Here is a 24758-nt window from a genome sequence, read left to right as displayed (position 1 = left end):
TAAATTCTTCTCATATAGCAGTAATTGAGGATGTAAACACTATGAAATTTCAGAGTTTAGCTATCCTGGGGATGATTGCAACTGTTAGTTTAGGTTCTATTTCAGAAGTGACCGCATATCAGGCATCAACTTCTACACCTGTTGCTCAAACTTCAATTAATCAATTAGCTGCGGCTGTAGGTCAGTCTGCTAATTTCCGCAATGGCGAACATGCAACTCGCGGAAGAGTTAGCATTGTGACCAGAAACAGAACCAGATATTTACAATTTAGCCAGAATTTTAAAACCAGTAGCGGCCCTGATGTGTACGTAATTTTACATCGTTCTGCTGCGCCCAAAATCTATGGTTTAAGAGCTAAAGATTACGTTTTAGTTGGTCGCTTAAGAAAATTTAGTGGTAGCCAAAGCTATGCTTTACCGGGAAATCTTAATTTGTCTGGATATAGATCAGTAGCGGTTTGGTGTCGTAAATTTAATGCTACTTTTGGTTATGCTAGTCTGGGTGGTTAAACAGTATTTCAACCCATAATTAACTGTATGGGTTGATATTTGAATATTTCAGATTGTAATATTTAGTATTTTTTTGGTAAAATTTTTAATTTTAAATACTAAACACATTGCAAATTCAAAATAGTTATAATACAAAAGATTTATGGAAACAGCAGATTTTCTTGGGCTTTTACATCCAGCGATCGCAGTTATTTTTGTCTTTCCGTTAATTGGCAATGTTGTTAACTTTGCTTGGCAAACTCGTCAACGGCGGTTACAAAATTTAGCCGAAGGTAAGAGTAAAATTCCGCCAGTCGTTGGTAAAGAGCATAAACAATTGGGTGATTGGCTAACCAGTGCTGTTGTTGGCTTAACATTAGTCGGTTTAGCATATCCCATTGGTAAAAACATTATCAAAAAGCAATTGTGGAATACTGCTAATTTCCAAGTAATTTTTATCATATTAATGTTTTTGGCGACGATTGCTTCTTTAGTACTGATTTATCAAGCCAAAAATAAATCATGGCGAGCGATTTTTGCTACCTTAACAGGTATTGGTTTAGTAGTTCTCGGCTGTCAAGATGGAGTTTATCGGCGGACTAATGAATGGTATTGGTCACACTACTACATTGGCATTGCTGCATCTCTACTGATGGTTTTTTCCTTAGCAATTGTGCAAGATATTTATAAGTCCCATCGCTGGCGGGTAATTCATACAATATTAAACTGTGTTGCTCTTTTACTGTTTATTGGACAAGGATTAACAGGTACAAGAGACTTATTAGAAATTCCCTTGAGTTGGCAGGAACCTTATATTTATCAGTGCGATTATGTGAATAAAACTTGTCTAACACCCAACCCTCAAGCACCGAAGTGAACCAAATTCAGAAAATCTTTCGGATAATTGATCCTTTTTCATTACGTGTTCGACTGACAATTGGCATTGCTGCGGTTTCGGCTTTAGGATTAGGTAGCCTAGCTATCTGGACAAGCTGGAAAATGCAGCAATTTTTAATTAATAGTTATAAAAATAATATTCAACAAATTACTCAACATTTGCCTTATTATGTAGAGCTTTATACAGAAATAATACCTGAAGAGAATGGGCTGCAAAGTGCAATTAATAATTTAAGTACTACAAATACATATTTATGGGTGAAAAATCCTAAAAATCAGATAATAGCCCAGTCAGATAATTTAAATAAATTACCACCAAAAAAAGTAGCTGAGTTGATGAATTTAACTCAGACATCCATGAAACCCATAGCTCAAGAAATGGGTAAAAGCTACTTTGTGATGTGTGGGAGTAGTTTGAGATTACAAAATCAGACTGTGGGAACTTTATTTGTTGTGCAGGATGTTACCCAAGAACAAAGCATGTTTTTAGTGATTGTGCAGAGTTTGGGAATTGGCAGTATTATCACTATTACAATTATTTCTGTTGCGATCGCATTTTACATTAAACGTTCCCTGCAACCCCTACGTCAGTTAAGTCAAATGACAGAAGTTATTTCCCTTGCAGACTTAGGACAAGCACAAATTTATTTAGAAAATGCCCCTAGCGAAGTTCGAGAATTAACTCAAACCTACAACATGATGTTATCGCGGCTGTTCCAATCTTGGGAACAAGAGCGACAATTTGTCAGTAATGTATCTCACGAATTACGCACACCCCTGACCATCGTACATGGTTACTTACAAAGTGTGTTGCGACGACAGCATAATTTAACCGAAGTGCAGCAAGAAGCTTTAGCCACCGCCGCCGCCGAAGCCGAACGCACCATTCGACTATTACAAGATTTACTTGATTTAGCCAGGGCGGATAGTGGTAATTTGCTATTTCGCCTCGAAAGTTGCTCATTAAATGACTTAATTACCGAAGTTGTGGTGATGGCGAAAACTTATAGCGATCGCCAGATTACCATTGAATCAACTAACCCAGCAATCGCCGCTAAAGCCGACTACAACCGCCTCAAACAAGTTTTAATTAATTTAGTTGATAACGCTTTTAAATATTCTGCACCAGAAACCCCTGTAACTATCAAGTTTTATCAACAAGCCGACCAAGCCATTATCGAAGTTTGCGACCAAGGCTATGGTATTCCTTTACAACATCAGTCCAGGATTTTTGAGCGATTTTACCGCATCGATGAAGCCCGCAGCAGTTCCACCGGTGGCTGTGGTTTAGGACTATCAATAGTTAAAACCCTAGTCGAAGGTATGAATGGTCATGTAACAGTGCGATCGCGTTTAGGTGAAGGCAGTACATTTACAATTACCCTACCAGCTTATTTATCAAATTAAACAACCCCTTCTTCACATCTTGCACTAATCGACTGAACTAAAATTAGGATAAGCAGTCCATACGAATAATATCTTCTGGAAAAAGATTTGTAAATTTTAAAACATTTCGTCCGCAAAAATTTATTTCTTCATTTGGTGAATAATCCCAATAAATACTAGGTATGTAGGCATCTCTTTCTGTAACTAATCTATCTACAATAGTACCTCTAGAAATATTATTTACATCAAGGTTTCTCTCAAGTGATTGAAATTCTGCTATCACTCCATTCTCAAAAATATATTTTTCTATCATAATACCTTTACTATATAGTAGGTATTTTGCCGTACTGCTAGTATCACTACCTCTATAATAAATTGCATTGGTTTGTAAGCTCTGAGAGATTATTTGTGCATCTTCTTCCTTAATTAAAACACCAGAAAAATCTAGAAATATTATACTCCAAGGATGACCTAATAATTGAAAAATAAAAATCATATTTTTAGAGATGTTAATACTTTGATTATATACATCCTTTTGCCATATTTTTTTTTGATAAAGCTTCTTAATAATGTCTGCTGTTGGCTCTACAGATTTGTTCACTAACAAAAATAATTGATTAGTATCAATAGTCTCTAACCCTCTCTTGTTTTCTAAATACACTTCGCTAGGACGATTAAAAATAATTTCCATTAATCCACTTTATTTTTAATAGACTTTCTAAATTCCATTCGTCGGGACTAGGTGCAAGATATTCCCTTGTCCCCACACCCATACACCCCATCTCCACAAACAACTTCCTAACTACAAACTCAACCTTTCCAAAAACTGCTTACCACAATCTTTACAGAGATAGCGTTGCTTTCCGTGACGATGCCCATTTTTCGATAAGCGGGATGACTGACAATAAGGACATATCATTACTTTCATTACTTGCTGTGGCAGAGTGTATGGTGTTAAATATGCAATTAACAATGTTTTGAGTTCAGCATAAAGGGCTTGACGTTTACTCTCATCCTGTTTCAGCGCATTCAACAGTAAAGCGTTATAAGTTCGATGCACCGTTTCAGATAAGAGTTCACTTTTTTCTAAAGTTAAGTCTGGGTTCCACTGGCGAAAAAAGGCGGCGAATTGTTGAATTAGTTGCTTATCAAAGGTTTCGTCAAATAATTTAAATAATTCTGGTGCGACAAAATATTGAATATAGACAACGCGAGGGATGGGATCTGCAAAATATTGGGCGTGGATATCCACTGTAAACTCAATAAACTCAGATAATGTCTGATGCTTGTCGTTTGACTGCATAATTTTGCTCAAAATTGCTGTCACCCGTTCCATGTGCATAGCTTCGAGTGCATGAAATATGGCGAGTTTATCGGGAAAAAACTGATACAGCGAACCAATGGCTGTTTCTGCTTTCGCCGCAATTTGATGAGTAGTTGCAGCTTCATAACCCACCTCGGCAAAAACTTCGGCTGCTGCTTTGAGAATTTTTTCAACCCTTTGCTGACTCCGCTTTTGCTTGGGTTGACGGCGCATCAGATCAGGTTTACTCATAGCCATAGTTCTTGACAAACATGAATAATCTGTCGTATTTTGAATACAAATATGAAAGTTTCGTCACAATTTACTTTAAACCTTGGGAGATTATAGCGATCGCTATAGTCTCACATAACTTTAACTAGGAGGCTTTTATGGCAGTCATTCTCCCTGGCGCACCGTGGTTAATTGCCCACCGTTCCATGCTGGGCATTAACAAGCCTTATAAAGTGGCGCTGAATGGTCAAGATTATGTCCTCTGGCAAAATCAGCAAGGTGAAATTTTCGCCCTAGATAACGTTTGTCCCCATCTGCAAGCACCTTTATCTGATGGCTGGATTTGCCCAGAACGGAGTACAATTGCCTGTCCCTTTCATGCCTTAGAATTTGATGCACAAGGAAGGTTGCATCAGTCTGGTCAACCACTGCTCACACCCCTAGAATTAATCATCAAAGATGACTGTATTTGGACTTATGCTGGTCATGTTCCAAAAATTCCCATCCCAGACCTCATCCCAAAAGTGAGTGCAGGTATGAGTTTTGTCGGTGTAGCTGGGGAAAAAAGCATCCGTGGGACTTTTTTAGATAACTTGTTAATTAACTATGACTACAACCATCAAAGCGGCACACACCGCGACTTATTTGGTATTAAAGCTAATCGCGTGCCGGTGTTTGAACATGAAGGATATTGGGTGAAAGTTGTCCAAGAACTAGAGCGTGAAGATAGCACCTGGAATGATATCATCCGCAATCCTGTTGTTTTGACCGCACCTAAAACCTACACTGGCATTTTAGAATATGCGTTTCCCACACTGATAACTTTTCGCACCTCTTTTTTACTAGGAGAAATTTTGCAGGTGCATATCTTATATCCCGAAACAGAAACTCACACTAAAACCTTTGTGTTGGTCTTCAGCAAACCCAAACACCCAATTTTGCTACCTTTATTGAGACGCTCAATGTTGAGTGCAGTCACAACTGTTGTTGAGCAAGATACACGCGCTATAGAAACATCCTATCCTCGTCAAACACCTAAAATTCGCCTACCAAAAGAGGAAATTATGTTTCATGCTCAAAAACTATATCAAGATTGGTAATATGGTAATCCGGTTTGATGTTTGAAATTATCTGTGCGTCCCTACCCTTGACCGTTTTTGTTTACATATCTTTACACCAAGTCTTGAAGGTAGTTAACAAATGAGGGAAACACGTTGCTCTTCTGTAGCTGATTTATAAGGAAACAGAGAAATTTCGCAAATTTTAACTTTAAAACGTGCCTATTACATTGTTTGAAGTTATGTAGCCTTTTACTTACTCTGGATAAGCCACTGCGGTAAACTATGCCTTGATTATGATTCTTTCGCAGAGAAGAGAACTCGAAAGGAGCCTTTTTTCAATGTCTCATACCGTAAAAATCTACGATACCTGTATTGGCTGCACTCAATGTGTTCGCGCCTGCCCTACTGACGTGCTAGAGATGGTGCCCTGGGACGGCTGTAAAGCTGCTCAAATTGCCTCCTCTCCCCGCACAGAAGACTGTGTAGGCTGCAAACGTTGTGAAACTGCCTGCCCCACCGACTTTTTGAGCATCCGGGTTTACCTGGGCGCTGAAACAACTCGCAGCATGGGTCTAGGTTATTGATGCGGAATTTATTCTAAAATTTCTCATCAGACTTTCAATTAAGTGTCTCCATAGCAAGCTTTTTTAGCACTGTAGGGTGGGTTATGCCCACCTTACTAGGGTAAACACTTCAAAAACCATAAACATACCTTAGTGGCAGAAGGAGCAAGTTGCTCCTTTTTTTTGTGAGAACTTAGGTTCAGTTAAGGTGATGAGAGTTGATTTCTCAATTTCTGCTCTACCTATCAGATAATGAACAAGATTTGGGGGATTCTCCCCCACACCCCCGATTGGGGGACGGTTGCGTCCCCCAAGCCCCCTCCAAAATCATTTTTGCGTTTTTTGTGGAGTCATTATTTGTTATTTGTTGGTTTTGTGTTAGTCCACGTAGGAGGTCACTGAGGTTGTCGAAGTGTGGACTTTGCTTGTGTAGTAGCGAATTCTATTTGCCCAATACTTTTCAAACATCCTCTAAAACCTTTTTGGGAATGATGTCTGGCTTCATGAAATTACTGTTGCGATCGCTATTTACTTTGGCTTTCTCGCTACACCAGATTTATTAGAACTACACACAGGACAAAGCCGCACTCGTAGTTAGGTATAAAACGGACTTGTAATGAGATTAAGTGGGTTAGTTATTTAATTTTGCCTGAGTTTAATGTATTCCTCCTATAGCCATATACCCCTTTTGCCAACATCTATACTGGATTTAATAATCCTAAAACCAAAATGGTGTGAGCAATGTGTGGAATCGTCGGGTATATCGGCACTCAAGCAGCAACAGAAATTTTACTGTCTGGACTGGAAAAACTAGAGTATAGAGGCTACGATTCTGCGGGAATCGCCACAATTTGGGAAGGTGAAGTTAATTGTGTTAGAGCAAAAGGAAAACTACATAACCTGCGTTCTAAACTCGAACAGCTAGAAAATCCGGCTCAAATTGGCATTGGTCATACTCGCTGGGCTACTCATGGTAAACCAGAAGAGTACAATGCTCATCCCCATTTGGATACAGCATTACGTATTGCGGTAGTTCAAAATGGCATTGTGGAAAATTACCGCGAGTTACGGGAAGACTTAAAACAAAAAGGACATGAGTTTCGTTCGGAAACTGATACAGAAGTAATTCCCCATCTGATTGCAGAATTATTAAAAAATCCAGAGTTAAATTTTTTAGATGCAGTTCGTCAAGCTGCTAATCAGCTAGAAGGTGGATTTGCGATCGCAGTGATTTCGGCTGATTATCCCGACGAGTTAATTGTAGTGCGTCAACAAGCACCTTTAGTAATTGGATTTGGACAAGGTGAATTTTTCTGTGCTTCCGATACCCCGGCGATCGTTGCTTACACCCGTGCCGTATTACCCTTAGAAAACGGGGAAATTGCCCGCCTCACACCATTAGGCGTGGAAATTTACAACTTTGCTGGCGAGAGGTTGAAAAAACAACCCCGGATGCTCAACTTGAGTCCCACAATGGTCGAAAAGCAGGGATTCAAACACTTCATGCTCAAAGAAATTTATGAGCAGCCAGGAGTGGTAAGAGCTAATTTAGAAGCATATTTTCATAATTCAACTGATGCGTCTGTGTCGCCTATTCACCTCGGCTTGTCTGAGTCACTCTACGCAGATTTAGAACAAATTCACATCGTCGCCTGTGGTACAAGTTGGCACGCCGCTTTAGTTGGCAAACACTTATTAGAACAATTAGCAGAAATTCCCACCCAAGTACACTACGCTTCGGAATATCGTTATGCACCATCACCACTAACACCAAATACATTAATTATTGGTGTTACTCAGTCTGGTGAAACTGCCGATACCTTAGCAGCTTTAGCAATGGAAAAAGAACGCCGCCAAGGTCAAGAGGCGAAATATCAAGCGCGACTTTTAGGGATTACCAACCGCCCAGAAAGTAGCCTTGGTCATAGTGTTCCTAATATTATTAGTACCTTAGCTGGGATAGAAATTGGCGTAGCAGCAACAAAAACATTTATTGCCCAATTGATGGCGTTTTATGCTTTAGCTTTAGATTTAGCTGCCCGTCGTCAAACAATTCCCAAAGAAACTATCGAGCAAATTATTAACGGACTGCGACAAATTCCTCAAGAAATTGAAGAAACATTGGCAAGTCAAGAACGTTTAACCGAACATTTAGCCCATGAATTTGCTGATACTCAAGATTTCATCTTTTTAGGAAGAGGAATTAACTTCCCCATTGCTTTAGAAGGGGCTTTGAAATTAAAAGAAATTAGCTATATTCACGCCGAAGGTTATCCGGCTGGGGAAATGAAACACGGCCCCATTGCTTTATTAGATGCGAAAGTTCCGGTAGTGGCGATCGCGGTTCCTGGTAATGTATATGAAAAGGTAATTTCTAACGCCCAAGAAGCCAAAGCCAGAGATTCTCGCTTAATTGGTGTAACACCTGTAAAAGATGGCGAAGCAGCAGAAATATTTAACGACTTGCTCCCCGTTTCATCAGTCGATGAATTATTATCGCCAATACTTACAGTTGTACCTCTGCAACTATTGGCTTATCACATCGCCGCCCGTCGCGGTTTAGACGTTGACCAGCCTCGTAACCTGGCAAAATCAGTGACAGTGGAATAAATAGATACGAATATTTCAGTAAATTGTAGACGAATAATTCGGTTCAACAACTCATAAAACGATTGAACAATAACCTCTAAGGGAGTACGATTGTACCATGTACAAATTCGATAACTTCCAGAGGTTATTTTTATGGTTAGGGGCAGAAAGGAATAGACTTAAGCTAAATTTATGCCTAAACTAGGCTATAAAAAGCATATTTCATAAAGAAGCAAATCAGATGAGTGATAATTCACGGGTAATTAATGCTGAACCAACTAAAGATTTATTCATATATATGTTGGTGCGAGATATACCGCTTATTCGTGCGATTATTGATCTTGTTGATAACTCAGTAGATGGCGCAACTCATTTACAGAGCAATGAGAATTATGAAGGGCTTTGGATAAAAATTTTAGCCAACAAAGAGTACTTTCAAATTCAAGATAATTGTGGAGGAATAACCGTCAAGGAAGCAGAGGAGTATGCTTTCAAGTTTGGAAGAGCCAATGATGCAGCAGTAACGCCAAAATCAATTGGAAGATTTGGAATTGGGATGAAGCGAGCTTTTTTCAAGATTGGAAAAAAATTTACAGTTCAATCAACTACCTCTAGCTCGAAATTTGTAGTTTCAGAAGATGTAGATGAATGGAAAAATAAAGATGAATGGACATTTGAATTTTTAGAAGTTCAAGAAGATGGTGATTACGAATCCAGTGAAATCGGAACTCGAATATTAATTGAACAATTGCATGAGAGTGTGTCAGAAGATTTAGGATTAGAAAATTTTCTATCGCAATTAAGGCAAGAATTAACTATTGCATATTCATTAAAAATAAAAAAAGGCTTAAGCATCAGTATAAATAATGAGGATCTGCGCCCAACTCCCCTTAATTTTCGTACTTCTGACAATATTAAAGTGGCAAAATTTGAAAAAGAGTATAAATACTTTGGAAGCCATGAAATAGATACGCCAGTGCGGGTTAGCTTGTATGCTGGTGTATCAGATAGAAATTTAAATGAAGGCGGATGGTATGTATTCTGCAATGAAAGGATGGTTCTTGAAGCTGACCAAACTGAAATAATGGGCTGGGGTACAAAAAGTGGTTTCCCGAAATATCATGCTGATTTTGCATTTTTTAGAGGTTATGCTTTTTTCGAGTCTGATGATGCTGCTTATTTACCTTGGACGACAACAAAAACAGGGATTGACTACGACTCACCAATCTACAAATCAATTAAACAAGAAGTATCTGAACTAACGGTTCCCGTTCTTACATTTTTAAGAAAAATGGCAGATGAAAAGAGTCGTGTAGAGCGTGGTGAGATATCTGAGAGTTTACTTGAGCGAGCGTATTTGCAAACTTCAATTCACTCTGTATTTGAAGTAGATACAAGTACCACTTTTCAACTTCCTGAGCAATCAGCAATTCCGCCTCGTCAGAGCCGTGGCACCATACAATATAACAAACCAACTGAAGACATTGAGCGAGTTAAAGAACTATTAAATGTTTCATCGAATAAAGACGTTGGTGAAAAAACCTTTGATTACTATTTAAACAATGAAGGATAAGGGTGATGGCTGGTAGCTATTCAAAAATTAATTACAGTCTTCGTCCTGCAAAAGCAGTTGAAAGAAAAATGATATGTGATTCTCTCCGATGCTTAAATCCGTTCGGAGAACTTACAAGTTATAGATACGTAGGTTTTGGCTCAACTTACTTTAGTGACTTTATTCTTTTTCATAAATCCTTACATATTGAGGACATGATAAGTATAGAAAAAGATATGCACGCGAAAGATCGTTTTGAATATAATAAACCTTTTGGGTGTATAGAAATCAAGTACGGAGCTTCCTATGAAGTTCTGCCAACAATTGAATGGAATAAAAAATCAATTGTATGGCTTGATTATGATAGCCCATTAGAAAAAACAATTCTAGATGATATTGATACTCTTATAAGCAAATTAGTATCTGGAAGTGTGTTAATTGTTACAGTTAGTGCAGAGCAAGAACGACCTAAAGAGGAAGGTCTTACTAGAGAACAGATAGATGAATTTAGAGAAGATAAGTTACGAGAAAGACTTCCTAATGAAAAAATTCCTATAGACATCAAGCCGATTGATTTAACTGGCAAGAAGCTAGGAAATCTGTATAAAAGAATAATCAATAATCAACTTAAAGAAAGTATTAGGAACGCTAATTCAGCACGTTCTGAAGGCGATAAGCTTAATTATAAACAGATTTTTGATTTTCGTTATGCTGATGGTTGTCGTATGTTAACAGTTGGATGGCTCCTTTTTGAACAGAACTACTGTAATCTGGCAGAACAATGTAAGTTTAGTAAGAATTTTAATGCAATAGAATCAGATAATCCTTATGAAATAAACGTACCAAATCTGACACTTAAGGAAATTCAACATCTAGATAGTCAAATGCCTACAGATAATTGTGATGCGGTGAAACGGATTTGTATTCCCCTCAAGGATGTTAAATCCTATGCAGAATTGTATAAATACTTTCCTTCTTTTGTGGAAATGCTCATGTAGGTACGACAGAATGTTTCTTTTGATCCTGACTACTCAATCGCTCACGGTAAAGAACAATCAGTTCGGTTAGGGCTTTTTTATAGCTTGCTTATCCTTCTGGGTCAGAGAACTCACATTGACTGAAATCAGCTTTCTGCCTATTCTCTTCATAAATTCAGACAGACTTAAATTTATACTGTCGGCGATAGCATCTAATCTATCAATCCCAGTAGGAGTTAGGGCTAGGTTAACTCGTTTCTTCACTTCATCGTACAGTTCTGGTACGTCTTTTTGAGCGATACTAGCAAGATCAGTATAACTGCGATCGCAGTTATTGTTTAATTTAATTCGCAGTTATGAATTACGATCGCTTTTACCAAAAACTCCCAAAGCGATCGCCTAAATCCCAATTCTCAATTAGGTGCAATTACCTTTGATATAAATACATTGTAAGCAAATGTAAAACTAACCCTTCCTACTATTAGCTTTTCCAGAAATTTTGGCGATTATTTTTTCCCACTGGTCAATCTGGTGCTGTATTTGTAATTGGCGATCGCTCAAATCTTGACTATCATCAACTGTCTCTGCTGGGATGGCTGTTTCTCAAGCTTTGAGTACCGTACCTAATTAAATTACTGGTGAAATTAGTGAGAATTCTTTGAGTTGCATTCAACATCGGTACACTTGGGTGACAAACCTTAGTCTACCTGGTTGTGAGCTTAACCGAACCGTATTGGGCGATAACTTACGACAAGCTGCAAGCGTCTACGCTCCAGAGTGAACACAAAGTTTTAAATCTTGATGATGTTGGGTTACGCTTTGCTGCACCCAACCTACGCGGGTAAATGCGATCGCTTGCTGTGATGATTATGATACATGAAGTGTGTAGGGCGATCGCACCCGAAATCAACACAAAATTCCGAGTTTTGGCTTTAGGGTAAATACTTTTGTACAACAGTCCAGCCAGTCCAGGATACCCAAGCAAAGGCGGCGCAGAGAATAATATTGACAGTGATGTGTAAAGTTCTTACCCAAGGTCTGCTGGGGTTAATTTGCGTGGCGCTGACGGCAGATATTAAAACTAAAAATACTACTATTAGCCCCGCAATTAGGTGTGATGAATGTCCTAATGAACCAAAGTGACCTAATGTGCCGATAATGCCGATCGCCAATAACAATAACACTAAGCTCACCATACTAATGCCCATTGTATAGTGCAGCGATCGCACTCCTCCACGACTCGCAGGAAACCCAGGAAAACTAGGCATAGACTGGGAATTTCTCGCTTGCCACATCATTATCCCGGTGACAGCTAACATGATATACGCTAACAGCGATAAGCCCATCGACCAAGCGGCGATTTTCCATAGCCAGAGAAAAGAAGGTAGGTGCATAAATTTGGGGGAGTGGGGAATTGGGAACAAATGACAAACAACAAAGGATTGATGACAACCCACCATCACAATAGAAAAGGTTGCTGATATCAGCAACCTTAAATTTTTTTTGATCAAATTTTTTATCTTAATCAAGCTAATGATTAACCAGCGATTGTTAAAGGTTTTGTTGTATCTCCGCTTTTGGTATTAATTGACTGAACTATGGGTTTTTTACTTATAGGGTCGAGGGTAGATGATTCGGTATTAAAATCACTACTGCTTGGTTCTTGAAGTGCAAGGCGATCGCACGGAATGGTATCCGATAAAATGGCACTTGCCATCATCCCCGTATGAATCTCCATGTGAGCTTCTATCGGGGCTTCAAACACGAGGCGCTGCCCAGGAAACACAACCCTTTCAAAGTACCAGTTAGCGATATTAGAGATGCGAGCCACCTGGATTTTGCTCGTAGCATTAATGTAGCAGCAGAGAATTTTTCCCGATTGCTCAGGTGGTAGAGAATCTAGTATTTGAGCCATAACTGCCGAGGAGCTTTACGCCAAACATTGTATATTACACCAGCCCAGACTAACACTGCTGATCCCCAGTTGCTGTAACTCCGACTACCAACTGAAAATTTCTACGTTATTTATATCTAAAGATATGTTCAAGTTATGAAAATTTTATAAAAAAAATCTCTTTTCAAAAAATTATACATTATTAAGGAAAATTTTTAATTGTTGGCTTTGGTAACAATTTTGTCTAAGTTATTAATTAACTTTCCCTAGAGGATACAACCTGGAGATTAAGCTTGTATCTTTCTTTTCATGAGTTTGACTGAACTTTTATCCCTAAAGAGATAGTGAGGGATCATCGCTTAATGATTAAACTCAATGTTATGGTAAAGATATATGAACAATTTATTCATAAACCAATCTCGCTTGTTTGATGCCAAGCTAATTTAGGCCTTTTCACCATTCCGCACCGGAAAAATGTAAAAGCATAAATTAACTCCCAAGTCAAACTAGATTGTCATAAATAGAACTAAGCAAGCTTCGTTTCCCTCGCTTTCCCAAAAGAATGGCAAGATAAAGGTTAAAACTCTGATGATCGAAAATCGTATTCTCTACGTTCGCCTTCCTTGTAACCCCATTTTTCCCATTGGGGTGGTTTATCTTTGTGATCATGTCCACAAGCTATTCTCGAACATCGAACAGCGCATTTTCGATTTGGGGACAGTTCCCCCTTTAGACTATGCTGCGGCGTTAGATCGCTGTATCGATGAGTTTAAACCGACACTGTTAGTATTTTCTTGGCGGGATATTCAAATTTATGCCCCCGTGGGTGGACGTGGTGGCAACCCGTTGCAAAACGCTTTTGAATTTTATTACGCGAAAAATCCCCTGATTAAATTACGTGGGGCTTTGGGTGGTTTACGCATCTTCATTGCCTACTATGTAGAGTTGTGGCGTAATTTGGGATTAATCAAACGCGGTTTAAAACGCGCCCAAAAATACCATACTGATGCGCGTGCAGTGGTTGGCGGCGGTGCAGTCAGCGTATTTTATGAACAGTTGGGTAAAAGCTTACCTTCCGGCACAATTATTTCTGTGGGCGAAGGAGAAACCTTACTGGAGAAATTCTTGAGTGGGCGAGAAATTAGTGATGAACGTTGTTATGTAGTTGGGGAAGGTCAACCACGCCAGCGCCTAATTCACGAACAACCCACCCCATTACAAAAAACCGCTTGTAACTACGACTACATTGAAAGCGTCTGGCCAGAGTTTAACTATTATCTGCAAGACCAAGACTTTTATATTGGTGTGCAAACCAAGCGCGGTTGTCCGCATAACTGCTGCTATTGTGTTTATACCGTGGTGGAAGGTAAACAAGTACGTATCAATCCTGCTGATGAAGTTGTGGCAGAAATCCGACAACTATATAATCGCGGTGTGCGGAACTTTTGGTTTACCGATGCCCAATTTATCCCAGCGCGGAAATATATCAATGATGCCATTGAATTATTACAGGCGATCGTGGATTCTGGGATGACAGATATTCATTGGGCAGCATACATTAGAGCCGATAATTTAACGCCGGAATTGTGCGACTTAATGGCCAAAACCGGGATGAACTATTTTGAAATTGGCATTACCAGTGGTTCTCAAGAACTGGTACGCAAAATGCGGATGGGTTACAACCTGCGGACTGTCTTACAAAACTGTCGTGATTTAAAAGCAGCTGGGTTTAACGATTTAGTTTCTGTCAATTATTCCTTTAATGTGATTGACGAACGTCCCGAAACTATCCGCCAAACCATCGCCTACCACCGCGAACTAGAACGTATCTTTGGCGCAGATAAAGTCGAACCCGCGATTTTCTTTATTGGACTGCAACCCCACACCCATTTAGAAGAATACGCCTTTAAAGAAGGCATCCTCAAACCAGGGTACAATCCTATGAGCTTGATGCCGTGGACAGCGAAAAAACTGCTGTGGAACCCGGAACCCCTCGGTTCTTTCTTTGGCGAAGTCTGCTTACAAGCTTGGCGACAAAATCCCAATGACTTCGGAAGGGAAGTGATGAAGATTTTAGAAGCAAGGCTAGGTTGTGCTGAATTAGAAACAGCACTTTCCGCACCAATTGAGCCGAAAGAAAAACAATTAGCAGGCATATCATAGAAGACACGTCATATCATGTCCGGCTAATCAGTGGTGATTCGACAAATTTGTGCAGAAACGACAAAACCCTCTCCCTTGCATCCCTACCTCCTGCGGCCTTCATGATAAGTCTTTAACAGGAGACGATATTAATCAAGGGATGGGGTATAAAACAACCTTCCCTATTCCCTACTCCCCACTCCCTACTCCCCACCGCCTATGTTAGAAGGTTCGATTTTACAAAAGCTGGAAAACGCCCATCGCCATAGCACTAGACCAATTAGATTTGGGGTGTATTATAAAAACACTTTAGTTGCTTTGTGTCATGCTCTCGAAGACCACGTTTTAGCTGATCAGGGTCAACCCTTGGTAATTACCGCTTTCCAACGTGGTAAATGGTATTTGCAAGAAGCCGAAAGATATGCAGACATAGCTAAATGTAGTCGGGAAATAGTGATTATGGCATCCCCCGATGCTGGCTTTGCGGAACATCCTACCAGCAAATTACCGAATGTAGACTTGGTAGCATTAGATTCATCTGATCCGGTGGCGCAGGAATGGCATTTAATTATTCTGTCACCTGAATACACGGCAATGGTACTTTGTCAAGAGTTATCTGAGGCTGATTATGGTGCAGGTGGGCTACCAGATTCTGATTTAGAACGGAAATTCTACGGGTTGTGGACTTTTGAACCAGAGTTAGTGAAGGAAACCGCAGAATTAGCGATCGCGCATATTCAACAATACAACCCAGAACTAGCCGCCAAACTTATTACCCATAAAGAAACAATCCAGCCTCGTTTAGCTGCACCAGAAGACTTAAGTACAGTTGTCTCTCGCGTAGTTGATTACCTGCAAACTGGGCAAGAAAGCTTATCTATTCCGACAGCACCGCGTCAACAAGCGTTAGATCGCAACTTAGTTTCTAACGAAATTCAAGCATTTTTGCGGATGGCGCAGTTAATAGATATTGCCGATATCAACAACCCAATGGCAGCAGCAGAAGTTGTCGCCCTGTCCGAAGCAATGGGACAATTGTTAGAACTACCAGCTTGGCAAATCAAAAGATTGCGCTTGGCAGGTTTGTTACATCGCATAGATCCGCTACAAAAAGCTGAAAGCGTACTTACTCCCGGAACATCCAACCGATACCCAGAAGAACAAGCCCCCAGTTGTCCTTTAACCTGTCCTTTAGTACCAGGCGTACAGGTATTACGCACTATGTCCAGACTCCGGGCTGTGGCTCAAATTATCACCCACCAAACCGAGTGGTGGAATGGTACAGGCGAACCCGCAGGTTTAGCTGGCGATGAAATTCCCCTGGAATCGAGAATTTTGGCATTAGTAGCGGAGTTTCAATGGCGAGTCAATCAAATTAAATCCTCTCATCAAAGTCGGGAAGAAATATTTGCTCAAGCTTTAGACCAATGCCGACAGCAACAATCAACCCGCTTTGACCCTAAACTAATAGATGCCCTAACTTTGTTAGTCATGGGTTTGCAACAAGGACTTGACTTACCCGTGATGACAACCAAAGCCAGCAACGGTATGTGGTTACTAGATACTCGCTGGGATAGTCATAGCAAGAGTAATGAGGAGATTGGTAGTTACCCCAAATGAATATAGAAGCCATTAAATCAGGAACCCTCAAACAACTGCCAGGGGTAAATTTAGAAGATGAAGAGCTTGATCAACTTGATTTAAGCCGGATTAATTTTGCAGGCGCTACCCTGGTTGGTACTAATTTTCGGGGTTCCAAGCTGGAAGGTGGACATTTAGAAGGAGCCAATTTAATGGGAGCGAACCTGCAAGAAACTGACTTGCGGGCGAACTTGATGGGCGCAAACTTGATGCAAGCCGACTTAACCAGTGCTGACTTGCGTGGTAGCAATTTACGCGGCGCGAACTTGATGGGCGCAACCTTGAGTGATGTATCATTAGCGGGTGCTTTTTTGAGTGGCGCGAATCTAATGAATGTCAACCTACAAGGCGTTGACTTACGCAGTGCTGACTTGCGTGGTGCTAACTTGAGTGGCGCAAATCTCAAAGGCGCAGACTTAAGCCGTGCTGACTTGCAAGGAACATTGTTAAGTGAGGCAAATTTGGAAGAAGCTGATTTGCGGGGGGCAAATTTAGCGGGGGCAAATCTTACAGGTGCTAACTTGTTATGTGCAGAGTTAGAGGGGGCAAATTTAAGCGGAATTAAGTTAGATAAAGCTTGTTTGGTGGGGACAATTGCTGAATATGGGTTGTAAGGATTTATAGAAGAATTTCAGTCTCACACATAGGCGCAAACTGTTGTTTCTAGCTAATGGATTGCGTCATTGCTTCCATCCAAATCATCAAGAGCGATCGCTATATCATCAAATATAATTCCACAGAGATTTGACATACTTTTATCACAACATCGGCGAGGAAAGAGACTTTTTTACTCATAACTTGAGCTATTGATTGGGGGATATTTGCTGTACTACTTGTTGGACTTGTGTAATATCTAAGTCTAACGCCTGTGCTATTTGTTCCACAGTCAAACCCAATGCCAAAAACTTAGGTACAGCTTCTAGTTTACCTTCTAGTCTGCCTTCTAGTTTGCCTTCTTCTCTAGCTTCCTGATAAACCCGCGTTTGTTTCAACTCACTTAAACCAAACATTGCTTCTATCTCCTTTTGACTCATTGTCGGAAATTTATAAACTAAAATTGTCTCTATTAATTCTAGTAATTGTTTTTGTGGTAGTTGTAAATTAACGGCTTGCTGGGTGCGGTTAATTAATTCCCTGGCGCTACTAATGGCTATATCTTCCGTTTCAACGATTAATTTTATCGTAGCAATGCCTATGGGTAATGATGTCGTTTCCCCTAGTTCATCTAGGTAAATTATCCTGAGACGTTGACTCTGGAAGAATTCTAAGGAATTTTCTCTGTCTGCTGTATCTATATCTCTACTCGGATAAATCACTACTCCCCGCCAAGGATTTGGACATTTGTTTTGGCGTAAGTATAAGTAGATTTCTGACACTAGGCGGGAGTAAATCTCTACATCTGATTGAAATTGGACTTCTACAAAATAAATTGGACTTTTTTTATCTTCGGTGGGAAGAAATACGCCGTCAATTCTAAATGCTGTTTGTTTGATTTCTACGGAAGCAAATTGATATGAATTGGCAATTTCGGGAGGGTTGCCTATTAGTTCAAAGAAGATACTAGGAAATTCTTGAAAGAGGCGATAAAATATACTGTCTGTTTTCACACCAAGGTTTGAGCAGATTTTTGACTACTGTGATTTTACTATTATGATGTTTGGTTCATAACGGCAAATTTCATTTCTGGGTGATGTTTTGCATCTCAGCTATTGATTAAGAGATGTTTGCTGTGCGACTTGTTGGACTTGTGTTACATCTAAGTCTAACGCCTGTGCTATTTGTTCCACAGTTAAACCCAGTGCTAAAAACTTAGGTACAACTTCTATTTTGCCTTCTTCTCTCGCTTCCTGATAAACCCGCGTTTGCTTCAATTTTAAATACAAATATTATTTCTGAATTACTGATTATCTGCGCGATCGCTCTAGTACCTATCCATTGCTAAGTAATAATTCAGATTTAACCGCTATCATTTTAGTGAGTTTTAGGGAAACCAGCCATGTTAGAGTACAGTCTGCCGAGGTACTTGCCAAGCGCCGAAGAACTACCCGACTCTGATGAAACGCCTGTGGATAATGAACTGCAAGAATTAATAACAGGCTTGCTGAAAGCAATATTGCTGATACTTTGGGCGGAACGCATGGACTGGTTCTTTGGTATAGATATGGGTATTTATTATCACCCCGATAAACCACCGATTGTATCAGATGGATTTTTAAGCTTAGGGGTAGAACGTTTCTACGATGAGGAGTTGCGTCCTAGTTATGCGTTGTGGGAAGAAAAAGTTGTACCGAGTTTAGTGCTAGAGGTGGTATCTCAAACTTACCGGAAAGAATATACAACTAAATTAGATGAATATGCAAATTTAGGCGTACTTTATTACGTAATTTATTCTTCTCGCCGTCGCCGCAAACCGCATTTAGAAGTGCATAAATTAGTGAAGGGCAAGTATGAATTGCAATCAGGAAATCCGGTTTGGCTACCAGAAATTGGCTTAGGAATAGGATGCGATCGCGGGAATTATTCTGGTGTCACTAGAGAATGGCTTTATTGGTATGATCAGTCAGGAAAACGCTATCCTACACCGTACGAGAAGATTCAACAAACTGAACAACGCGCTCAACAGATGGCAGACAGGTTGCGATCGCTTGGCATAGATCCAGATAATCTTGATTAAGGAGCGATGTCAACAATCATCCTTGCTTACCGCTTACAATGGAGTTAATCCTGACTCTGAAAAAATTCCATGCAAATCTTTTTGCCCCCAGAGGTAGAAGCCCTGCTACAACGCCAACTAAAAAGCGGTAAATATCATAATGCCGTTGACGTTATTGTTGCAGGCATAAAACTACTAGAACAGCAAGAAGAAGACATATATCAAGGACGACTGGGAGAGCTTCAGATGGAAGCACGTATTGGATTGGAAGCATCCCAGGAGGGTAAAGTAGTTGAGGGATCAACTGCAATGGCTCAAATCCGTGCCAATTTGAGATTGCGCTACGGTGTCTCAGACGAAGTATGACCCCACAATTTCGCCTCACTGAACCGGCGATTCAGGATATTGAGCAGATTGCAGATTATATGGCCAAAAAGTTGGGTTTAACTCAATCAGAGTTGTTCTTGAGTAAACTAGATGCTTAATTTAGCAAAATTGCTCAATTCCCAAAATTAGGACGACAGCGTGATGAAATTTTACCAGGTATTCGTAGTCTTCCTATAGATAATTATCTCATCCTTTATATGCCCATAGGAGAAGATGTCGAGATTTTCCGTGTGATTAGTGGTTATCGAGATTTATCATCACTATTTCACGATGATGATGATTGAAATTTCTTTCACGGTAATGACAACAAAATTCTAGAAATAAAATAACGATTATTACTCAATTACAGATGAATGATAATGAGCGATCGCTCAAAGAATCCAGCAAGAGAGTAATCATCAGGATGAATAGTCCTGTGTTGTTGATCAATTTTACTTTTTACCTGTGCGATGATCGCTTGCTAGTACTTCTCCATCGCTCAAAGAGTCGAGACAGAGAATAATCAGGATTAATTATGCTGTGTTGTTGGTAAATTTTACTTATTTTTTGTGTTTTCAGCTAAATACTCAAAACAATGAACTCAGCACTCACTACTTTAGCCGCCAAATTTTGATAGTATCGGAATCACTACTGACAATAGTTTTAGCATCTGGGCTAAAAGCAACAGAAATAACTGCGAAGGAATGCCCAGTCAGGGTGCAGATTTGCTCTCCTGTTGCCAAATTCCACAGTTTGATGGTGTTGTCAAAACTACCACTAGCAATAGTTTTGCCATCTGGACTGATGGCGACGGAACCAACATAGGTAGAATGCCCTGCAAGGGTGCGAATTTCCTGTCCTGTTGCGATATTCCATAGTTTGATGGTATCGTCCCAACTACCACTGACAAGGGTTTTGCCATCTGGGCTGATGGCGACGGAAATAACCCGTTTAGAATGTCCTTTCAGGGTGTGGATTAGCTCTCCTGTTGCGATATTCCATAGTTTGATAGTATTGTCCTCACTACCACTGGCAAGGGTTTTGCCATCTGGGGTAAAGGCGACGGAACGGACTACGTTAGAATGCCCACTGAGAGTGCCGATTTGTTCTCCAGTTGCGATATTCCACAGTTTGATGGTTTTGTCAGCTTCGCCACTGGCAAGGGTTTCGCCATTTGGGCTGAAGGCGACGGAACCGACCACGTAAGAATGTCCTTTGAGAGTACGGATTTGCTCTCCGGTTGCCAGATTCCACAGTTTGATGGTTGTATACAAACCACCACTAGCAAGGGTTTTGCCATCTGGACTAATGGCGATGGAAAAAACAAAGCCAGAATCTGTAAGGGTGCGGATTTGCTTTCCCGTTGCGACATTCCACAGTTGAATATTCCGCAGTTTACTGGTTGTCTCCGAAGCATCACTAGCAAAGGTGTTACCATCTGGGCTGATGGCGACGGAAGAAACCTCGCGCCCTATGAGGGTTTTTTGCAATAAAACTCCGCTTGGTATGCTGGCAATTACATATATGGGATTAGTTGGAAATAAGCCATATCGAACAGAACCATATATTTGAGTTCCAATTATTGGAATAGCAGCACCTACCAAGAATCTTGTTCTCCAATTAGTATTTTGTCTAGATGCCTTTTTTGGTGCTACTTTTGGCTTTACTGGTGCTGGTGATATTCCAGGTTGAGGCTGATTGCGTAATGTCACAGGTAATGATGATGGTGGTTGAGTTACAACTACTGCATCAGTTGGGTGTACTGGTGAAGGTGATGGTAACGGTGAACTAAAATCCTGTAAAACTTCCTCAGCAGATTGGTAACGTTGCTGATAATCTTTTTGCAGTAACTTATCAAGAATCTTCTCTAATTTGCTGCTTAGTGGTTGTTGCAAATGCTTCCGCCAAGCAGAAACCCACCCATTACCTAGTTGTTCCGACATTCTCCCAGGGTGACTTCCACTCAGTAAGTGAAAGCAAGTTGCACCGACACTATATAAATCACTCGCTGGATAAGCTTTACCATCCTGCATTTGTTCTAATGGCGCATAACCACGGGAACCAATTATTGTTCCTGGGCTAGTGGTAACTGTCATGGTGAGTTGCTTGGAAATCCCAAAATCTATCAAGACTAACTTGTTGTCAGTGCTGCGACGAATGATATTTTCTGGTTTGATATCGCGGTGAATAACTTGGTTTTGATGAACCGTTTTCAGGATATTTAATAAATCAAGCAAAACTTCCCAGATTTTTTCTTCCTTGAAAGTTCCCTGTTGTTTGAATTCAGCTAATAAATTCTGTCCGTTGATAAACTGCTGCACTAAATACAGATTATTTTCTTCTTCAAAATACGCCAACAGTGTGGGAATCTGCGGATGTTCTCCTAGTTGTTGCAGTCGCCTTGCTTCTTGCTCAAATAGTTCTGTGGCTTTGTTTATTGCCGCAGTTCCCTGTACTCGCGGCGCAAATTGCTTGATTACACAACGTTCATTCAGCTTGTCTAAATCTTCTGCTAAATAGGTTTTCCCGAATCCCCCTTTTCCTAGTAATTGAATTGGGCGATAGCGATTTCTCAGCACTACCAAAGGAAATCGGCAGTTAGAGCAATAGGTTGTGGATTCAGAATGGGGTGGATTGTGGCAAGCTGGATTTAGGCAGCAAGTCATGACGATGCTTTTATGGGCGATTTTAGTGATTATCGCTTAGATACAACTTACCCTGAGTAAATACCGCAAAACAATATAATTTTTAAGGTTTATCTTATCAAAGGTGCGATCGCTTCCCTCTCCTACTCATCCATACCGCCAAAACACTCATCAAAAATAACCCCATCAAACCCATCAAAGGATTTTGATATACTCCCGTAACCCAATCAGGTACTACACCCGTATATTGAACTAATCCACCAACATTAATCATGTAGTAGCCGCCAACTAAACCACCATGTAAACCAATTGGTAAGCCTAAACGTCCTCTACGCCAACGCTTCGCCCATACCTGCGTTAACCCCAAAACTACTAAAGCTGGGAACTGTGGCAGAGTTTGAATAATTGCCTCCAATGGTTTAATAAAATGCAAGGTAGCAAAGACAACAGCATCCGTCCATAATGCAACACGCTGGTTGTAGTCGCGTTCTAATTCATCCAGTAACCAGCCGCGAAATAATAACTCCTCGGCAAACCCCACAGCCAAGCCGACAATTACGCCTTCTATAACTATTTTTAGTAAGAAAACTTTCGGTTGTTGCCATACCAGCCAACCTAAAAGACTTTCTATGCCAAAAAGTAGCCAAATATTAGTAAAACCTATAGCCAAACCACGCAGCAAATCTATTCTGTTGTGTGGCGTGGTGTCCAAGCCATAATGCTGCAATATCTGAGGTTGCTGGTAAACGTATTTACCCCATAGCTTCAACAGCACAATAAATTCTACATATAGTAAAACCATTGTCAAAATACTTACTAAGTTAGCATCACGCACTAGTAAGTAAATTGGTGCAGCAAAAGGTAACCATAGCAGCAACAGCATTAAAATAAAACAACCCAGCCGAATAGGGGCAGGGCGTTGAGCTAAACGGGTAAGGTTGTTTTTCATACCAAGTAGTTAAAGTACCAAGCGATTACAAATCGCAGCTATACAAACAAAGTCCGCCTGCGCGGACTAATAAAAAAATTTAGAGTTTTTAACCCACGCAGGCAGTCACTGAGCGACTGGTGAGCGCAGTCGAACCATGTCGAAGTGTGGGTTTTGTCTGTGTAGCCGCGACTTCCAGTCGCCAAGGCTACTCAAACTACTCATCCGGTTCAATACTGCTGGATAAACCGTGATTTTTCAATGTTTCACAGTAAAATTCAGCATGTTCTAGGGCGCAGGTAATGACTAAAGCTAACCCATTTGTATGTGCTTCCATCATGATGCTCACAGCTTGGGGCTGAGTGAGACCCGGTATTGTTGTTAATAATACCTGCACCACGTACTCCATCGAGTTGTAGTCGTCGTTATGGAGCAGAACGCGATACCGAGGGGCGAGCTTGCGGGATGTGGAACTCTTCTCAATGGTTTCGACTGACACGGTTCTTTGCTCTTGTTTCGATGATTTACTACAACGGAATGCCTATTGGCGATCGCTTAACAGCTTAACAGTTATTCACTTATTTTATAACATTAAATTCCAAACTCTCGCTGATCCAAGGGTTTGTTTTTGAGATAGTCTCCACACCGTTAGCCTCTGTGTCGCTGAGATGATGTTACCTTTGGGGCGACTAGGTGAGTAGTATTTGGTAATTTAGACATCGCTCTCACTAAATCCTCATGAAAAGTGCGATCGCTCATAGCAGGGTGCGCTACTATCGATTTAGTCAGTTGTTGGATCAGAAGTAATTGTGGCTACACCGATCAACATCAACGAAGCCTTACTACAAGAGGCGTTGGCACTTGACGACCAAGTGAGCATTGATTCTCTGGTGGAAACAGCACTGCGCGAATATATTCAACGTCGCAAGCGGCTCAAAGTGTTAGAACTCTTTGGTACTATTGATTATAATGCAGGCTACGGCTATAAACACCAACGTCAGCAAACATGAGTGTAATTGTTGATACCTCTGTTTGGTCACTGGCTCTGCATCGAAGAACGCCACCTGATTCTTCAAGAGCGATGGCGCAGAGCGCCCGCCTTCGGCGATCGCAATATTGCAGAATTTAATCACTGATGACCAAGTTGCAATGCTGGGCGCAATTCGGCAAGAAATTCTCTCTGGAATCCGTAACTTTGAACAGTTTACCTGTCTGCAAGATTACCTGCAAGCTTTCCCAGATTTAGAACTCATAGCTGAAGACTACGAACTCGCCGCAGAGTTTTTCAATACTTGTCGCAGCAATGGTATCCAGGGTTCAAATACTGATTTTTTGATTTGTGCAGTTGCTCACCGTCGAAGCTACAGCATCCTGACTTTGGTGCAAATCGCAAGTAGCCAATATGCTCTACAGTAAGAAAAATTGCTACTATAGAGCAAAAA

Annotated in this window: 27 protein-coding genes and 2 pseudogenes; 19 read left to right on the top strand and 10 right to left on the bottom strand. The window is 40.5% G+C overall.

Annotation, left to right across the window (positions count from 1 at the left end; all coding sequences use genetic code 11):
• Window positions 1-41 precede the first annotated feature (41 nt).
• The 3 genes from H6G77_RS12955 to H6G77_RS12945 all read left to right on the top strand — a co-directional run bounded on the left by H6G77_RS12955 (window position 42) and on the right by H6G77_RS12945 (window position 2792).
• Window positions 42-509 carry a DM13 domain-containing protein gene (locus H6G77_RS12955; protein WP_190595045.1) on the top strand — a complete coding sequence of 156 codons (468 nt, stop codon included), beginning with the start codon at window positions 42-44 and terminating at the stop codon, window positions 507-509.
• A gap of 142 nt (window positions 510-651) precedes the next feature.
• Window positions 652-1365 (top strand): DUF4079 domain-containing protein, encoded by a 714-nt coding sequence (locus tag H6G77_RS12950; RefSeq protein WP_190871763.1) that lies wholly within the window; start codon window positions 652-654, stop codon window positions 1363-1365.
• Window positions 1362-2792, top strand: coding sequence for a cell wall metabolism sensor histidine kinase WalK (locus H6G77_RS12945; protein WP_190871819.1), 1431 nt, complete (start codon window positions 1362-1364; stop codon window positions 2790-2792). Before H6G77_RS12950 ends, H6G77_RS12945 begins: the two co-directional genes overlap by 4 nt.
• A 43-nt stretch (window positions 2793-2835) precedes the next feature.
• On the opposite strand, the gene H6G77_RS12940 is transcribed toward H6G77_RS12945, so the two are convergent.
• The 3 genes and pseudogenes from H6G77_RS12940 to H6G77_RS12935 all read right to left on the bottom strand — a co-directional run.
• Complete coding sequence (locus H6G77_RS12940; protein WP_190595047.1) at window positions 2836-3462, bottom strand: hypothetical protein; 627 nt, start codon at window positions 3460-3462, stop codon at window positions 2836-2838.
• Between the two features lie 126 nt (window positions 3463-3588).
• Window positions 3589-3690: pseudogene (locus tag H6G77_RS36595) on the bottom strand (IS1 family transposase); the annotation flags it as partial.
• 48 nt (window positions 3691-3738) lie between these two features.
• Window positions 3739-4308: pseudogene (locus tag H6G77_RS12935) on the bottom strand (TetR/AcrR family transcriptional regulator); the annotation flags it as partial.
• A gap of 155 nt (window positions 4309-4463) precedes the next feature.
• Between H6G77_RS12935 and H6G77_RS12930 the strand changes: the two are divergent.
• The 6 genes from H6G77_RS12930 to H6G77_RS36235 all read left to right on the top strand — a co-directional run bounded on the left by H6G77_RS12930 (window position 4464) and on the right by H6G77_RS36235 (window position 11892).
• Complete coding sequence (locus H6G77_RS12930) at window positions 4464-5405, top strand: Rieske 2Fe-2S domain-containing protein (protein WP_190871761.1); 942 nt, start codon at window positions 4464-4466, stop codon at window positions 5403-5405.
• Between the two features lie 299 nt (window positions 5406-5704).
• On the top strand, window positions 5705-5950 hold the full coding sequence (gene psaC / locus H6G77_RS12925; RefSeq protein WP_190595050.1) for a photosystem I iron-sulfur center protein PsaC: 246 nt from the start codon (window positions 5705-5707) through the stop codon (window positions 5948-5950).
• Between the two features lie 720 nt (window positions 5951-6670).
• Window positions 6671-8539 (top strand): glutamine--fructose-6-phosphate transaminase (isomerizing), encoded by a 1869-nt coding sequence (gene glmS, locus H6G77_RS12920; protein WP_190871760.1) that lies wholly within the window; start codon window positions 6671-6673, stop codon window positions 8537-8539.
• A 220-nt stretch (window positions 8540-8759) separates the two neighbouring features.
• On the top strand, window positions 8760-10091 hold the full coding sequence (locus H6G77_RS12915) for an ATP-binding protein (protein ID WP_190595052.1): 1332 nt from the start codon (window positions 8760-8762) through the stop codon (window positions 10089-10091).
• Window positions 10092-10096: 5 nt separating this feature from the next.
• Window positions 10097-11068, top strand: a complete 972-nt coding sequence (locus H6G77_RS12910; protein WP_190871759.1) for an O-methyltransferase — start codon at window positions 10097-10099, stop codon at window positions 11066-11068.
• A gap of 692 nt (window positions 11069-11760) precedes the next feature.
• A complete protein-coding gene (locus H6G77_RS36235; RefSeq protein WP_277880567.1) occupies window positions 11761-11892 on the top strand; it encodes a hypothetical protein in 132 nt (43 codons plus the stop codon).
• A gap of 87 nt (window positions 11893-11979) precedes the next feature.
• On the opposite strand, the gene H6G77_RS12905 is transcribed toward H6G77_RS36235, so the two are convergent.
• Together H6G77_RS12905 and H6G77_RS12900 are read right to left on the bottom strand one after the other, a co-directional pair.
• The gene (locus H6G77_RS12905) at window positions 11980-12441 is read right to left on the bottom strand and encodes a DUF4079 domain-containing protein (protein ID WP_190871758.1); all 462 of its coding nucleotides are present in this window, start codon (window positions 12439-12441) and stop codon (window positions 11980-11982) included.
• Window positions 12442-12584: 143 nt separating this feature from the next.
• Window positions 12585-12962: a DUF1830 domain-containing protein gene (locus H6G77_RS12900; protein ID WP_190592431.1), complete on the bottom strand. Its 378-nt coding sequence runs from the start codon at window positions 12960-12962 to the stop codon at window positions 12585-12587.
• A 567-nt stretch (window positions 12963-13529) separates the two neighbouring features.
• Here H6G77_RS12900 and H6G77_RS12895 point away from each other — a divergent pair.
• From H6G77_RS12895 to H6G77_RS12885, 3 genes are all read left to right on the top strand, one after another.
• Window positions 13530-15104 (top strand): photosystem II high light acclimation radical SAM protein, encoded by a 1575-nt coding sequence (locus H6G77_RS12895; protein ID WP_190592432.1) that lies wholly within the window; start codon window positions 13530-13532, stop codon window positions 15102-15104.
• Window positions 15105-15302: 198 nt separating this feature from the next.
• On the top strand, window positions 15303-16703 hold the full coding sequence (locus tag H6G77_RS12890; protein WP_190592433.1) for a DICT sensory domain-containing protein: 1401 nt from the start codon (window positions 15303-15305) through the stop codon (window positions 16701-16703).
• The gene (locus H6G77_RS12885; RefSeq protein WP_190871757.1) at window positions 16700-17338 is read left to right on the top strand and encodes a pentapeptide repeat-containing protein; all 639 of its coding nucleotides are present in this window, start codon (window positions 16700-16702) and stop codon (window positions 17336-17338) included. The genes H6G77_RS12890 and H6G77_RS12885 overlap by 4 nt, the downstream gene beginning before the upstream one ends.
• Window positions 17339-17527: 189 nt before the next feature.
• Here H6G77_RS12885 and H6G77_RS12880 read toward each other — a convergent pair whose 3' ends face one another.
• A complete protein-coding gene (locus H6G77_RS12880; RefSeq protein WP_190592435.1) occupies window positions 17528-18331 on the bottom strand; it encodes an Rpn family recombination-promoting nuclease/putative transposase in 804 nt (267 codons plus the stop codon).
• Window positions 18332-18430: 99 nt separating this feature from the next.
• Complete coding sequence (locus tag H6G77_RS12875; RefSeq protein ID WP_190592509.1) at window positions 18431-18595, bottom strand: hypothetical protein; 165 nt, start codon at window positions 18593-18595, stop codon at window positions 18431-18433.
• A gap of 125 nt (window positions 18596-18720) precedes the next feature.
• Between H6G77_RS12875 and H6G77_RS12870 the strand changes: the two genes are divergently transcribed.
• The 4 genes from H6G77_RS12870 to H6G77_RS35690 all read left to right on the top strand — a co-directional run bounded on the left by H6G77_RS12870 (window position 18721) and on the right by H6G77_RS35690 (window position 20048).
• The gene (locus H6G77_RS12870; protein ID WP_190871756.1) at window positions 18721-19398 is read left to right on the top strand and encodes a Uma2 family endonuclease; all 678 of its coding nucleotides are present in this window, start codon (window positions 18721-18723) and stop codon (window positions 19396-19398) included.
• A 69-nt stretch (window positions 19399-19467) separates the two neighbouring features.
• A complete protein-coding gene (locus tag H6G77_RS12865; protein WP_190871755.1) occupies window positions 19468-19743 on the top strand; it encodes a type II toxin-antitoxin system ParD family antitoxin in 276 nt (91 codons plus the stop codon).
• Complete coding sequence (locus H6G77_RS36230; RefSeq protein ID WP_277880566.1) at window positions 19740-19862, top strand: hypothetical protein; 123 nt, start codon at window positions 19740-19742, stop codon at window positions 19860-19862. The genes H6G77_RS12865 and H6G77_RS36230 overlap by 4 nt, the downstream gene beginning before the upstream one ends.
• A gap of 9 nt (window positions 19863-19871) precedes the next feature.
• On the top strand, window positions 19872-20048 hold the full coding sequence (locus tag H6G77_RS35690; protein ID WP_313954499.1) for a type II toxin-antitoxin system RelE/ParE family toxin: 177 nt from the start codon (window positions 19872-19874) through the stop codon (window positions 20046-20048).
• 306 nt (window positions 20049-20354) lie between these two features.
• On the opposite strand, the gene H6G77_RS12855 is transcribed toward H6G77_RS35690, so the two are convergent.
• From H6G77_RS12855 to clpS, 3 genes are all read right to left on the bottom strand, one after another.
• Entirely contained in the window at window positions 20355-22322 is a 1968-nt protein-coding gene (locus H6G77_RS12855) for a serine/threonine-protein kinase (protein ID WP_313954495.1), read from the bottom strand.
• Between the two features lie 184 nt (window positions 22323-22506).
• A complete protein-coding gene (locus H6G77_RS12850; protein WP_190871753.1) occupies window positions 22507-23337 on the bottom strand; it encodes a CPBP family intramembrane glutamic endopeptidase in 831 nt (276 codons plus the stop codon).
• Between the two features lie 196 nt (window positions 23338-23533).
• Entirely contained in the window at window positions 23534-23815 is a 282-nt protein-coding gene (gene clpS, locus H6G77_RS12845) for an ATP-dependent Clp protease adapter ClpS (protein WP_190592438.1), read from the bottom strand.
• 310 nt (window positions 23816-24125) lie between these two features.
• Between clpS and H6G77_RS12840 the strand changes: the two genes are divergently transcribed.
• Genes H6G77_RS12840 through H6G77_RS12835 form a run of 3 tightly spaced genes read left to right on the top strand, consistent with a single transcriptional unit; the run spans window position 24126 to window position 24732 of the window.
• Complete coding sequence (locus H6G77_RS12840; protein WP_190871752.1) at window positions 24126-24326, top strand: type II toxin-antitoxin system VapB family antitoxin; 201 nt, start codon at window positions 24126-24128, stop codon at window positions 24324-24326.
• Entirely contained in the window at window positions 24323-24445 is a 123-nt protein-coding gene (locus H6G77_RS36225; RefSeq protein ID WP_277877252.1) for a hypothetical protein, read from the top strand. The genes H6G77_RS12840 and H6G77_RS36225 overlap by 4 nt, the downstream gene beginning before the upstream one ends.
• Entirely contained in the window at window positions 24433-24732 is a 300-nt protein-coding gene (locus tag H6G77_RS12835; protein WP_242049203.1) for a hypothetical protein, read from the top strand. Before H6G77_RS36225 ends, H6G77_RS12835 begins: the two co-directional genes overlap by 13 nt.
• Window positions 24733-24758 lie beyond the last annotated feature (26 nt).

The organism is Aulosira sp. FACHB-615, from assembly GCF_014698045.1.
In the GTDB taxonomy this organism is placed as follows: Bacteria; Cyanobacteriota; Cyanobacteriia; order Cyanobacteriales; family Nostocaceae; genus Nostoc_B.
Note: the sequence above shows the minus strand (reverse complement) of the source record. Positions and strands in the feature narration are given on the sequence as shown.

Coding starts and splice junctions, on each gene's coding strand:
- H6G77_RS12890 (WP_190592433.1), top strand. CDS start 15,303: ATGTTAGAAGGTTCGATTTTACAAAAGCTGGAAAACGCCCATCGCCAT.
- H6G77_RS12865 (WP_190871755.1), top strand. CDS start 19,468: ATGCAAATCTTTTTGCCCCCAGAGGTAGAAGCCCTGCTACAACGCCAA.
- H6G77_RS12850 (WP_190871753.1), bottom strand. CDS start 23,337: ATGAAAAACAACCTTACCCGTTTAGCTCAACGCCCTGCCCCTATTCGG.
- H6G77_RS12905 (WP_190871758.1), bottom strand. CDS start 12,441: ATGCACCTACCTTCTTTTCTCTGGCTATGGAAAATCGCCGCTTGGTCG.
- H6G77_RS36230 (WP_277880566.1), top strand. CDS start 19,740: ATGACCCCACAATTTCGCCTCACTGAACCGGCGATTCAGGATATTGAG.
- glmS (WP_190871760.1), top strand. CDS start 6,671: ATGTGTGGAATCGTCGGGTATATCGGCACTCAAGCAGCAACAGAAATT.
- H6G77_RS12930 (WP_190871761.1), top strand. CDS start 4,464: ATGGCAGTCATTCTCCCTGGCGCACCGTGGTTAATTGCCCACCGTTCC.
- psaC (WP_190595050.1), top strand. CDS start 5,705: ATGTCTCATACCGTAAAAATCTACGATACCTGTATTGGCTGCACTCAA.
- H6G77_RS36225 (WP_277877252.1), top strand. CDS start 24,323: ATGAGTGTAATTGTTGATACCTCTGTTTGGTCACTGGCTCTGCATCGA.
- H6G77_RS12950 (WP_190871763.1), top strand. CDS start 652: ATGGAAACAGCAGATTTTCTTGGGCTTTTACATCCAGCGATCGCAGTT.
- H6G77_RS12895 (WP_190592432.1), top strand. CDS start 13,530: ATGATCGAAAATCGTATTCTCTACGTTCGCCTTCCTTGTAACCCCATT.
- H6G77_RS12940 (WP_190595047.1), bottom strand. CDS start 3,462: ATGGAAATTATTTTTAATCGTCCTAGCGAAGTGTATTTAGAAAACAAG.
- H6G77_RS12915 (WP_190595052.1), top strand. CDS start 8,760: ATGAGTGATAATTCACGGGTAATTAATGCTGAACCAACTAAAGATTTA.
- H6G77_RS12955 (WP_190595045.1), top strand. CDS start 42: ATGAAATTTCAGAGTTTAGCTATCCTGGGGATGATTGCAACTGTTAGT.
- H6G77_RS12900 (WP_190592431.1), bottom strand. CDS start 12,962: ATGGCTCAAATACTAGATTCTCTACCACCTGAGCAATCGGGAAAAATT.
- H6G77_RS12870 (WP_190871756.1), top strand. CDS start 18,721: ATGTTAGAGTACAGTCTGCCGAGGTACTTGCCAAGCGCCGAAGAACTA.
- H6G77_RS12910 (WP_190871759.1), top strand. CDS start 10,097: ATGGCTGGTAGCTATTCAAAAATTAATTACAGTCTTCGTCCTGCAAAA.
- H6G77_RS12885 (WP_190871757.1), top strand. CDS start 16,700: ATGAATATAGAAGCCATTAAATCAGGAACCCTCAAACAACTGCCAGGG.